Below are 12090 nucleotides of genomic sequence, written 5' to 3' on the forward strand. Positions count from 1 at the left end.
AATATTGTACCCATAAAGTTAGTATGTATTTTTCCGATGCATTATTTAGTGTTGAGCGATGTCCATGACGGGTGGTTCCTGAGCGCAGCCGTACTCCTTCAAAGAAGCAAGCTACGCGCAGCGTCTCCGACAGGAGAAGGGCTACGCCTACGCATTTTCTAGCTGATTTTGGGAATAATCCTTTAGCTAGCTGCATAAAGGAGAAGCCACATTGAAAGGAACACGTTCCCTTCTAGCGCCTTATGCTGTGGCACTATTGGCTGTTGGTAGCGTATTGCTACTAACACTATTGCTACAGCCACTACTGAAACAAACGATTTTCTTGCTGTTTTTTGCTGCCGTGGCGGTTAGTGCCTGGTATGGGGGCATGGAAGCAGGATTATTGGCTACTGCTTTGTCTATTTTAGCCGTCAGCTACTTTTTCTTAGAACCAGTATTTTCGCTCTTGGTTGCGAGTCTAGACAACATACTGGGCTTAGGCTTGTTTGTGCTGGTGACAACAATTATTAACTTGCTGAACTTAGAGTTACGCACTGCCAAACAACATCTTCAAACGAGTTTGCAGAAGCTACAGGTGAGTAAAGCAAGGTTTAAAAAGTTGGTAGAGTCCAACATCATTGGGGTAATTGTAGCCAATATGGACGGGGCGATTGCAGAGGCTAATGATGCTTTTTTACAAATGGTAGGTTATTCGCAGGAGGATTTACTAGCAGGGCTTCGATGGCGCGACATGATTCCACCAGAATATATTGAAACTAACAACAGTGTGATGCCTACGGTGGTAACAGAGCTTTGTCGAAGTGCGGGCTACGCCTACGCAGAACTCACAACTAAAGGTGTGTGTCAGCCTTTTGAGAACGAATACATCCGCAAAGATCGTAGCCACGTTCCCATCCTGTTAGGTTCTGCTTTGTTAGAAAATAACCAAGATGATATTATTTCTTTTGTGATTGATTTAAGTAAACACAAACAAGTAGAACTCGCCCTTTCCAAAAGCGAAGAACGCTACCGCGCTTTTTTAGAGCATAGTTCAGAAGGTATTTGGTGCATCGAACTGGAAGTACCAATTTCAGTAGATTGTCCAGAAGATGAACAAATTCAACATTTTTACCAATATGTTTACCTGGCAGAATGCAACAATGTTATGGCGCAGATGTATGGCTGTTCTCGTGCCGAAGAAATTCTCGGTGTCAGACTAGGAGACTTTCTTGTTGCCTCCGATCCACATAATATTGCCTACCTGCGTAATTTTATCCGTTCTAACTACCGACTAATCGATGCCGAGTCTCATGAAATAGATAAGCAAGGTAATTCCAAATATTTTTTGAATAATCTGGTGGGAATTGTTGAAAATGGCTTTTTAGTTAGAGCGTGGGGAACTCAACGCGACATTACAGAACACAAACGAGCGGAAGCAGCACTCCGTCAACGAGAAGATGAACTGCGTCTAATTACCAATGCTGTGCCCGCCAAGATTTCTTATGTTGATAGTCAGCAGCGTTATTGCTTTAATAATAAAGAATATGAAGACTGGTTTGGGGTTTCTGCTTCCGAAATTTATGGTAAACACATTAGAGAAATTTTAGGAGAGTCAGTTTATCAGTCAATTCTTCCTTATGTAGAAGCAGTACTCTCAGGAGAAGAAGTAACTTACGAAACTCAATTACCTAATAAAGATGGCACAAACCATTACGTGAATGTCACTTACATTCCCCAGTTCAGTCAGGAGAGAAAAGTTGCAGGATTTGTTGCTCTAATCACAGATATTACACTTCACAAGTTAGCCGAAGCAGCTCTCAAACAAAGCGAGAAACGGTTAAAAACACTTACCGAAAAAGTCCGCGTGATTCCTTGGGAGGTAAATGCCACTACTGGGAATTTTACTTATGTAGGACCACAAACTGTTGAGATTCTTGGCTATCCATTGTCAGACTGGTACACCGATAATTTTTGGGCAAAAAATATGCATCCAGAAGATCGGGAGTGGGCTATTCAGTATTGCCAAGAATCTTCCCTATCACTGAATAATTACGAATTTGAATACAGAATGTTGGCTGCTGATGGCAGAGTTGTCTGGCTATATGACATTGTAAATGTGGTGCGGGATGAAAATGGGCCGCAGCTACTACATGGATTCATGATTGATATTAGCGATCGCAAGCAAGCAGAGCAAGAACGCGAACAACTGCTCAAACGCGAACAAGCAGCACGCGCCGATGCCGAAACCGCCAACCGGATGAAGGATGAGTTTCTTGCTACACTTTCACACGAACTCCGTACACCACTCAACGCTATACTAGGTTGGACACAGCTACTTAGAACTCGCAAATTCGATCAAGCTACTACTGGCCGAGCACTAGAGACAATTGAACGTAATACTAGATCCCTGACACAACTAATTGAAGATGTTCTCGATGTGTCACGGATTATTAGAGGCACACTCCATTTAAGTATGGATCGGGTTGAACTTGGATCGCTTGTAGAGGCGGCAATCGATACTGTCTACCCAGCAGCCCAAGCTAAAGAGATTAATATCAAGTGTAAATTCGACCCCAAATTAGAGGTAGTTGTAGGCGATGCCAACCGCTTGCAACAGGTTGTGTGGAATTTGCTCTCCAACGCCGTCAAGTTTACACCCAAGGGCGGCAGAGTTGATGTGCAATTAGAGTGCATTGAATCTTACGTGCAAATTCGGGTGAGTGATACGGGAGGGGGAATTGCTGCCGAATTCCTACCCCATGTATTTGAACGCTTCCGTCAAGCTGACAGTTCCAGCACGCGATCGCATGGCGGATTAGGATTAGGGTTAGCGATCGTCCGTCACTTGGTAGAATTACACGGTGGCACAGTCTCGGCCGAAAGTCCAGGAGTTGGACAGGGCGCGACATTCGTTGTCAGTCTGCCAATGAAAGCTATTTAGGATGGGGGCAGGGGCAAGAGGCGGAGGGGCAGAGGGGCAGAGGGGCGGAGGGGCGGAGGGGAAAAAGTTACTGCAACTTCTCCTCTGCTCCCCATCGATAAAATACTCAAGATTAGGTGTCGGAAATTGCCTCATCGGAAAGGATTGTAATGATTTCATCCAAAGGGCGATCGCGATTAGACTCTTCTGGTGTTTCTTTACCCAAAGAGGTGTCTTTCACCAAACGGTAAACGTCGGCTGCTCCGTCAAAAATGCGCTCAGTTAGACCCAATTCTTTAAAGGTTTCTGCAATCTCTTCCATTTCTCCTACCCAACGATGGGCTTTTGGTGTCATCGCTGGAATGGAACGGGTTAAAATGCTAGCAAGTTCTTTTTGACTATTAGATACTTCATCCCATAATTCTTTGTCCAAACCTAAACGATGGGCTGCAATTAGTAATTCTGTGCCGATTGCTGTAAGTCCTTTTGTCAGAGCTGCGTAAGACATTTTCAACCCAGAAGCCTGACCAATTTCCTCACCAATCACCCGCACATCCAAGCCACGATCTCGCAGTTGTAAGAGTTGATTTGCTTGTTTTCCTGAAGTGTAAATCCGGGTGCGATTGGGAACTCGCGGTGGTGGGCCAATAATTGATGCATCTACGAATGTTCCCCCAACTGATTCAATGAGTTGACCGATATTTATAACTTTTTGGGGTGCGATCGCATTACAGTCAACGTAGAGAATGGGTTTACCCACATTGCTAATCGTCTCAGCTACTTGCTTCGCTGCTTGGGTAGCCGCTGCGGGGACTAGAACTGACAGCACCACATCAGATTCAATTACCAGTTGGGTGAGAGAACCCACATCTTGAATGTTGGCTGCTGCTGCTAATTGCCGAGTTCGTTCGCTGCGATCGTTTAGGGCGGCAATAGTTTTCAGTCCATGTTGATTGAGAACAGCTGCGATCGCTTGTCCCATATCACCCGGACTTAAAATACCAATAGTTTGGATAGGCATGGAAAGTTTTATATTTATTTCGTGGCGACAAGTTAATTCAGGTAATTGAGTCGTCAATAAACTACGATAAGTGAATGTAGATACCGTATTATGTCAAACCACGGATAAGCTTAACAAGCAAGTTATTAGGATTTACACAGACTCTACAAATTCTTCTCTACAAAATAATTACTCTTAGTGGGAGTTTGACCAATTTGCAGTACACAAACTGCGGCAATTAAACAGAGAACACCTGATAAAATAAACGCTTGTAAATAACTACCCGTCCAAGTTCTCAACACTCCGGCTCCGAATGCTGCCGTGGCTGCACCAAGCTGGTGTCCTGCGACAATCCAACCGAACATCACACCGACATTTTCTTTACCGAAGATGTTGGCAACAAGACGAACTGTCGGTGGTACGGTAGCAATCCAATCAAGTCCATAGAAGACGGCGAAAATGGAAAGTCCGTAGAAGGAAAAGTTAAAACTGAAGGGCAAGAAAATCAAAGATAAACCCCGCAATCCGTAGTACCAGCACAATAAGTAGCGATTGTTCCAACGGTCAGATAGCCAACCGGACATAGTAGTACCAAAAAAATCGAATATTCCCATGATTGCCAAAAGACCCGCAGCCTTGACTTCAGGAATACCGTGGTCAATGCAAGCAGGAATTAGATGAGTTCCAATTAACCCATTTGTGCTGGCGCCACAGATAAAAAAGCTACCAAATAATAGCCAGAAGTCTCGATTACGCATTCCCAGCCAGAGGGCGTTAAGAGTGGAAGCAATGGAATTGACTCTAGGTTGTAACACTTCCACAGTTTCGCTGTTGTCGCCAAAGGCTCGCAAACCGACATCTCCCGGACGATCGCGCATAAAGACTGCGATCGCTGGAATAATTAGAAGTGCTGCACCAGTCAGAGCCAGAGCCGCAGTTCGCCACCCAAAGCGATCGGCCATTGAGGCTAGTATCGGCAGAAACACTAGTTGTCCCGTGGCTGTACTGGCGGTTAAGATGCCCAGAACTAGACCCCGCTTTGACAAAAACCAGCGATTGACAACAATAGCACCTAAAACTAGGGCAATAACTCCGCTACCAGAACCGACAACTACACCCCACAGCAAGACTAGTTGCCAGGAAGCTGACATTAAAGTGGTTAAACCGACACCCAGCGCAATGATGGCAAGTGAGAATACCATCATCCGACGAATGCCGATTCGCTCCATAACTGTGGCAGCAAAAGGGCCAATTAGTCCGTAGAGTACTAAGTTAATGGAAATTGCCAAAGATATAGTTGCTCTACTCCAGCCAAACTCTTGTTCGAGAGGCACTATAAAAACTCCAGGAGCAGAGCGGATTCCGGCTGCCACCAGCAAGGCTAGGAATGTTAAACCAGCTACTATCCAGCCATAGTGGAACGAGCGACGCGCTAGGAAGGAGGCTAGGGACATGGTTGGGGAGGGGGCAGGGGAGCAGGGGAGCAGGGGAGCAGGGGAGCAGGGGAGCAGGGGAGCAGGGGAGCAGGGGAGCAGGGGAGCAGAGGAGCAGAGGAGCAGAGGAGCAGAGGAGCAGGGGAGCGGTAAGTCCTTTCCCTCCGCACCTCTGCCTGTTGTGTCCAATGCCCAATTTAGGGATAACTACCCTGCGTAAGGATTACCGATTCTATCCACAGAGACGTTGGAGGAGAATGGCAAACGACCGGGATTTAAGCGTGGTTCGGCTGCATAGCCAACGGGAACTACAACAGCGATCGCACTGGGTACATCTAAAGGTTGGGTTTGGATGATGGAACTCATGAGATTCTCCTGATAGTTGGATTTTGACCAAATAATTCGTAATTAGCATACAAGCGAATTTATTCATGAAACAAAAACAAAAATTATTCGCAAGGGACAATTACGAATTACAAATTAGGAATTACGAATTACGAATTACGCATTAGCTACTGCTTCACTAGCAGGCGACCAAAATGGATAGTCTGTATATCCCTTTTCATCACCACCGTAAAAGCTTGCTTGATTTGGTTCATTTAGTGGTGCATTCAAAGCCAAGCGTCGGGGTAAATCGGGGTTTGATATAAATAATGTGCCAAAGGCAACTAAATCTGCTGCTTTATTTGCCAGTACTGCATCGCCTTTTTCACGGGTATAACCACCATTGACGATGAGTGTACCTGTAAAGCGATCGCGTATATGACTGGTGGGTACAATTATCCCACCATGTCTAATATCTGCCTCTGTTGCCTCATAAATATGCAGATATGCCAAATTAAACTGATTTAACGCTTGAGCCGCATAACCGAATGTCTCCAGGGGATTGGAGTCACCTATATCGTTAAAAGTCCCACTGGGAGAAAAACGTACCCCAACTCGGTTAGAATCCCATACACTAGTTACCGCCTCTGTCACCTCCAACAGGAATCGGGCACGATTCTCAATAGAACCTCCATATTTATCTGTACGTTGATTGGTGCGATCGCGCAAAAACTGATCTATTAAATAACCATTAGCCGCGTGAATTTCCACGCCATCAAACCCAGCCGCTAGGGCATTTGCCGCTCCCTGACGGTACTGTTCGACTATCTGCGGTATTTCCGATGTTTCTAAAGCACGGGGAGTAACAAAAGGTTTTGGCCCCTCATAAGTTGAGGCATCACCTTTAGGAGTAATGGCAGAAGGTGCTACAGGTAAAACTCCATTCGGTTGTAAATCGGGGTGAGAAATCCTGCCGACGTGCCATAGTTGCAGAAAAATTCTGCCGCCGTGCTGATGTACGGCATCGGTTACTAACTTCCATCCCTCCACCTGTTCTGGTGAATGAATTCCTGGTGTCGCGGGATAGCCCTGTCCTTCAGGAGTTACCTGTGTTGCTTCAGAAATAATCAGTCCGGCGGAAGCACGTTGGACGTAGTAGGTAGCATTCAGTTGGTGTGGTACGTTTCCCTCACCTGCCCGGTTTCGGGTTAAGGGTGCCATTACTATCCGGTTAGGTAATTCCAGATTTCCTAATTGGTAAGGAGAAAATAAGTTGATATCAGTAGTCACGGTCGCTTCGCTCCAATTCAAAATTCAAAACTTGTACTGAGCTTGTCGTTGGCGTAGCCTCTCCGCCAGGAGAAGTATTCAAAATTTGGAACCCCGCATCTGCGAGATCGGGAAAATAAGGAAAGAGTTTTCCTCATACCCAATTTTGCGTACAGCGCATTACAGCTATTTCAGATAAATAGACTATGCGGTTGTGGTTCAAATACTAAACAATCGACCGAATAACGCCACCATCTACCCGCAAAGCTGCACCATTCGTTGCTGATGCTACGGGACTAGAAAGGTAAACTACGATCGCTGCTACTTCTTCAGGCGTTGCAAAGCGTTTAATTAGGGAACTTGGACGCACATTTTGAAAAAATTCAGCCTCAACTTCTGTTGGACTAATACCACGTTCCTGTGCCAAGTTGGTGATAAAATCTTCAACTCCTTCTGAACGTGTTGGCCCTGGGAGGACGGAGTTTACTGTAACTCCAGTCCCGGTAGTCATTTCTGCTAGACCTCTGGCAATGGCAAGTTGTGCCGTCTTAGTTGTGCCGTAGTGAATCATTTCCACTGGGATCTGAATAGCAGATTCGCTGGAGATAAAAATTATCCGCCCCCAGTTTTGCTCTAGCTGCTTTTGCAGATATTGCCGACTCAAACGGACTCCACTGAGGACGTTAACCTCAAATATCTTTAACCAGTCTTCATCAGTAATATCAAAGAAGGTTTTTGGCTCATAAATACCCAGATTGTTTATGAGTATATCAACGTGAGGAACCTCTTGAATGAGTTTCTCTACCCCTGATGTAGTACCTGCGTCAGCAACAACACCAGAAACTTTTGCGTCGGGTGTAGAATGCTTAATTTTAGCGATCGCTTGAGCTACTCGTTCTTCAGACCGACCGTTGACAATCACTGATGCACCCTCTTGAGCTAGCCCAAGAGCGATCGCCAAACCAATACCTGCGGTTGAGCCACTGACCAGGGCGGATTTACCATGCAATTTCAAGTCCATTTCGCTCTTTCCCCATTAGTTGAAACAGAATTCAGAATTCAGAAGTCAGGAGTCAGGAGTCTTATGTATTTAGACTCCTGGCTCCCTCTAAAGAAGACTGCAAACTAAATGCATCTCACAATAGTACCTAGATTAAAGATGCTGTGCTAAGGTCTTATTCAAGGTAGTTTTTGGAACCGCCCCTACGACAGTATCGACCTGGCGACCTCCTTTAAAAACCATCAACGTCGGAATGCTGCGAATTCCATAGTGGCTAGCGACAGTAGGATTTTGATCTGTGTTCAACTTCACAAATTTCACCTGTCCTTCGTATTCAGCAGCAACTTCATCGACGACTGGGCCCACCATCCGGCAAGGGCCGCACCACGGTGCCCAAAAGTCCACTAATACCGGAATTTCACTTTCCAAGACTTCTTGCTTGAATGTGGCTTCTGTGACGTTTGTAATGGATGACATAAATTGCCTTCCTAATTAATTCTATAATTCGATAATATCGAATAATAAAAATATATGCCACCTGATGAGATAATGCAACTATGAGATTCCTTTATCATCCAGATAGAAAAAATATTTCTTTACCGGGCGTGTTGTATGCATTGGGCGATCCGGTGCGGCTAGAGATTGTGCGGCTGTTGGCGACTGAGGGGGAACAATGCTGTGCGAAGTTTGATTTTGCGATCGCTAAGTCTACGATGTCCAATCATTTTAAGATTTTGCGGGAGTCGGGGATAGTCTTGACACGCAAAGAAGGGACACACCATATTAACATCCTGCGGCGTGAAGATTTAGAGGTGCTGTTTCCAGGGTTGTTGGATGTGGTATTGAAAGCTGCTCAACCATTACCTGTTAGCCCTGTTAGTACGAAACAAATAGCTTCAAGGATTTAGGGGCATTGGATGGAGAGGTTTGAAAGCTACAATTATGATATATAGCAGTCCTATTTGATTCGTGAAAAATATGAAATTTTAAAACGAACCGCAAAGGAAAGAAAGAAGAAAGAGATATATAATTTTCAAAAATGATTTAGGACTGCTATAGTCCATATTCTTAAGAGTGCAAAATAGCAACAAAAGCACCAATGGCAGAATTCACCATTCAAATTCCCGATGAACTAGCTGAACGTTTAGAACCTCTGCAAAATCGCTTACCCGAATTGCTTTGGCGATTACTAGACATTGTTAATGTACCAATAACCATTGAGCCAAAAGTTAACTCTGAGACTACAAATATTCCAGCAGTTTATCAAGAAGTTATTGATTTTTTAATTAAGGGACCAAAACCAGAACAAATTATTAATTTTAAAGTTTCATTTCAATCTCAAACACGCCTACAAGAATTACTAGAAAAAAATCGCTCTGCAACACTCAGTCAAATGGAATTAGCAGAATTAGATGTTTACGAGCAGCTAGAACATTTGATGATTTTATTAAAAGCACGAGCTTATTCTGCAATCAGCTAACATGACTTCTAATTCGATTTCTGTAGAACTCCGTAGGTTAGTGACGCAGAGAACTTCAGGACGCTGTGAATATTGCCGAATCCATCAAAACTTTTCTATTTATACCCATGAAGTAGACCATATTATTGCCGTCAAACATGGGGGTGAAACTACTGCTGAGAATTTGGCACTTTCATGTTTATCCTGTAACCGTCATAAAGGCTCTGATTTCGCTACTATAGACCAATTTACTCAAGAAATTGTCCCATTGTTTAATCCGCGTCGCCTGGTTTGGGATGAACATTTTTATCTTGAAAATGCCAGGATAGAAGGAAAAACTCAGATTGGTCAAGGGACTGCAAGGTTACTTCAATTTAATGTTCCCAATCGGGTGCTTTCTCGACAAGTGTTGATAAGTCAAGGACAGTACCCGTAGATATAAGATCAAGTCCAATTCTGCTCCTAGAGCAATAGGGAATTTAGTAAACTTAAGAGATGTTAATGTTACTAAAATCCAAATATAGTTCATTCCAGAATTTATTGCGGAGGTCTATAGATGAGGATAACTGCTGAGGAGTTGCTCCAGCGATATGCTGCTGGTGAAAGGGATTTTAGTGGGGTTGACTTGGAAGGAGCTAACTTGGTTAGAGCTAATTTGAGTGAAGCCAACTTGAGGGGAGCGAATTTGGCTAGAGCTAGTTTGAGAGAAGCTAATTTGGCATATATTTTTCTGGAGGATGCCAACTTGGAAGAGGCTGACCTGATCGGTGCCAATCTTGAAGATGCTAGGTTGATGCGTGCCAATTTGAGTTACGCCAATTTGCGAGGTGTTGATTTGAGAGGAGCAATTTTGTCTAATGCCAACTTGACCAGCGCTAACATGAGATGTGCTAATTTGGCTTGCTCCTCCTTGGATGGCGCTAACCTGACCAATGGTGATTTTTCGGGGGCTGTTTTGGACAGTGCTAATTTGACTAATGTTGAATTTGCTGGAATTAATTTGGATTGGACTATCCTGACCAATACTGATTTCAGTGGAGCCAAGAAATTGGGTATTCCATCCTTGGAACAAACTGGAATGCTCTTCCCCAGTAGCAGAGGCGCTCTGTTCTTGGAAACCTCGTTTCCAGATGGTGAGATCATCCAAGGTCCATACTACAGAAATCCCTAATTCTACCAAATCATCAGTTATTGAAGTCTCAGCTAGTAAAGATGATTTAGGCGGTGAATCAATGGGCTTGTTTTTATTATCAACACGTAAAGCCATCTTATTTTGAATAAGGTCTTTTGCTTCTTGATTCAAATTTTTAAATCTAATTTTATCCCAGCTATAAATTATCTGAGTTGGGATAAACTCTTCCTTTCCAAGCGCCGCCGCGTCCTTGCCAGTGATGTAGTGCTGAGTCTAGAGTCATTAAAGTATAGAGAAAAGCGATCGCAGGTAAACTAAAAGCGAACCAGACAGAACATTTATAAAAGCGGATTGTCGGGTAGTAAGCAAAAGTCATTAATAGCCATCCTAATATACCTGTAAGTGCGATCGCCCAATTACCCCAAACTGCACCCAGAATTACACACACAGGTGGAGCTAAATAAATCAGTGGCATTCCCACCAAAGTTCCCAATAGTAGTAATGGAGAATAATTCAGTTGGGTATAGGCAGTACGAGCAACCATATCCCAAATCGTCGCCAGTGAGTCATAAGGACGCAAACTGCGAGTCAAGCTACTCAATCCTAGCCAGATACGCCCTTGACTAGGCATTGGGTATGGGGTATGGTTATTTTCCTTGTATCCCTTGCTCCCCTGCTCCCCTGCTCCTCTGCTCCTCTGCTCCCCTGCTCCCCCACTCTTCTTAACAGCCATCGCCAAGGCGCAATCGTCAATTAAAGCTTGACGAATGACTTGAATACCTCCGATTCGCTCTAAAGCTTCACGGGCGATCAGAATAGATCCTCCAGCGGCTCCTGCTATGGGATTGTTGGGATTATTCACCCAGCGAAAAGGATAGAGTTTTTGGAAGAAAAAAACGAAAGCTGGAATCAAAAGTTTTTCCCAAAAGCTTTCACACCTGAGTCGTACCATTACAGAAACCATGTCTAAATCTTCCTGCACAGCCTTCGCAACCAGTCGGCGAAGATTACCAGGATCGTGTTCGATATCTGCGTCAGTCAGCAAAAAATAATCGGGTGCAAATAAACTCGCGCTCTTTATACCTTGCTCAACTGCCCAAAGTTTGCCCGACCAACCAGGAGGTAGTGAAACGCCTGAGATAATATGCAATTGCTGGGGTTTACCGACAGCGTGTGCAACCCCTTCGGCAAAATTTGCTGTCCGATCTGTGCTGCGATCGTCTACTAAAAACACGTTGAAAGAACCAGGATAATCTTGAAGTAGGAGCGATCGCAAACTAGTTGGTATTAACTCAGCTTCGTTACGCGCTGGAACGACCGCACAAACCACAGGTAACGATTGTAGCTGAGTTTCTGTAACCTCTAATTGCTGGTCTGTCCGCCAAAACTGTCCCCAAAAACACAGTAATCCTAACCAAATTGTCAAGGATAAGAGCATCAATCCTAATACAATTACATCCATGACCGTCGCTTCGCTCCAATTCAAAATTCAAAATTAAAAATTAAAAAAAAAGAATGACCTATTGCAAATTTTCAGTGACTCAGACACAATACTATGTCTACTGAATAGAGTA

General features: G+C 44.2%; 12 protein-coding genes and 1 pseudogene. 6 read left to right on the forward strand and 7 right to left on the reverse strand.

The features are described from left to right. Positions 1 to 211 precede the first annotated feature (211 nt). A complete protein-coding gene (locus V7K84_RS08485) occupies positions 212 to 2920 on the forward strand; it encodes a PAS domain S-box protein (RefSeq protein ID WP_334837352.1) in 2709 nt (902 codons plus the stop codon). Positions 2921 to 3032: 112 nt separating this feature from the next. On the opposite strand, the gene V7K84_RS08490 is transcribed toward V7K84_RS08485, so the two are convergent. Together V7K84_RS08490 and V7K84_RS08495 are read right to left on the reverse strand one after the other, a co-directional pair. Further along, positions 3033 to 3920: an NAD(P)-dependent oxidoreductase gene (locus V7K84_RS08490; RefSeq protein ID WP_334837353.1), complete on the reverse strand. Its 888-nt coding sequence runs from the start codon at positions 3918 to 3920 to the stop codon at positions 3033 to 3035. A 143-nt stretch (positions 3921 to 4063) separates the two neighbouring features. Then, positions 4064 to 5353: an MFS transporter gene (locus V7K84_RS08495; RefSeq protein ID WP_334837354.1), complete on the reverse strand. Its 1290-nt coding sequence runs from the start codon at positions 5351 to 5353 to the stop codon at positions 4064 to 4066. Here V7K84_RS08495 and V7K84_RS08500 point away from each other — a divergent pair. Further along, positions 5352 to 5552: a hypothetical protein gene (locus V7K84_RS08500; RefSeq protein WP_334837355.1), complete on the forward strand. Its 201-nt coding sequence runs from the start codon at positions 5352 to 5354 to the stop codon at positions 5550 to 5552. The genes V7K84_RS08495 and V7K84_RS08500 overlap by 2 nt on opposite strands. Here the strand turns inward: V7K84_RS08500 and V7K84_RS08505 are convergent. The 4 genes and pseudogenes from V7K84_RS08505 to trxA form a co-directional block, all read right to left on the reverse strand. Next, positions 5540 to 5656, reverse strand: a pseudogene (locus V7K84_RS08505) (nitroreductase family protein); the annotation flags it as partial. The gene V7K84_RS08500 and the pseudogene V7K84_RS08505 sit on opposite strands and share 13 nt — an antisense overlap. A gap of 177 nt (positions 5657 to 5833) precedes the next feature. After that, positions 5834 to 6946, reverse strand: coding sequence for an alkene reductase (locus V7K84_RS08510; RefSeq protein ID WP_334837356.1), 1113 nt, complete (start codon positions 6944 to 6946; stop codon positions 5834 to 5836). A 205-nt stretch (positions 6947 to 7151) separates the two neighbouring features. Beyond that, on the reverse strand, positions 7152 to 7946 hold the full coding sequence (locus V7K84_RS08515) for an SDR family NAD(P)-dependent oxidoreductase (RefSeq protein WP_334837357.1): 795 nt from the start codon (positions 7944 to 7946) through the stop codon (positions 7152 to 7154). Positions 7947 to 8078: 132 nt separating this feature from the next. Beyond that, positions 8079 to 8402 carry a thioredoxin gene (trxA, locus tag V7K84_RS08520; protein ID WP_012412473.1) on the reverse strand — a complete coding sequence of 108 codons (324 nt, stop codon included), beginning with the start codon at positions 8400 to 8402 and terminating at the stop codon, positions 8079 to 8081. An 80-nt stretch (positions 8403 to 8482) separates the two neighbouring features. Here trxA and V7K84_RS08525 point away from each other — a divergent pair, with 80 nt between their 5' ends. The 4 genes from V7K84_RS08525 to V7K84_RS08540 all read left to right on the forward strand — a co-directional run bounded on the left by V7K84_RS08525 (position 8483) and on the right by V7K84_RS08540 (position 10555). Next, positions 8483 to 8833: an ArsR/SmtB family transcription factor gene (locus tag V7K84_RS08525; RefSeq protein WP_292812728.1), complete on the forward strand. Its 351-nt coding sequence runs from the start codon at positions 8483 to 8485 to the stop codon at positions 8831 to 8833. A gap of 191 nt (positions 8834 to 9024) precedes the next feature. Next, positions 9025 to 9405, forward strand: coding sequence for a hypothetical protein (locus tag V7K84_RS08530; RefSeq protein WP_334837358.1), 381 nt, complete (start codon positions 9025 to 9027; stop codon positions 9403 to 9405). A 1-nt stretch (position 9406) separates the two neighbouring features. Further along, positions 9407 to 9820, forward strand: coding sequence for an HNH endonuclease (locus tag V7K84_RS08535; RefSeq protein ID WP_334837359.1), 414 nt, complete (start codon positions 9407 to 9409; stop codon positions 9818 to 9820). Between the two features lie 120 nt (positions 9821 to 9940). Then, complete coding sequence (locus V7K84_RS08540) at positions 9941 to 10555, forward strand: pentapeptide repeat-containing protein (protein WP_334837360.1); 615 nt, start codon at positions 9941 to 9943, stop codon at positions 10553 to 10555. 157 nt (positions 10556 to 10712) lie between these two features. Here V7K84_RS08540 and V7K84_RS08545 read toward each other — a convergent pair whose 3' ends face one another. Beyond that, positions 10713 to 11978, reverse strand: a complete 1266-nt coding sequence (locus V7K84_RS08545; protein WP_334837426.1) for a glycosyltransferase — start codon at positions 11976 to 11978, stop codon at positions 10713 to 10715. Positions 11979 to 12090: the final 112 nt, after the last annotated feature.

Source organism: Nostoc sp. (genome assembly GCF_036917315.1).
In the GTDB taxonomy this organism is placed as follows: domain Bacteria; phylum Cyanobacteriota; class Cyanobacteriia; order Cyanobacteriales; family Nostocaceae; genus Nostoc.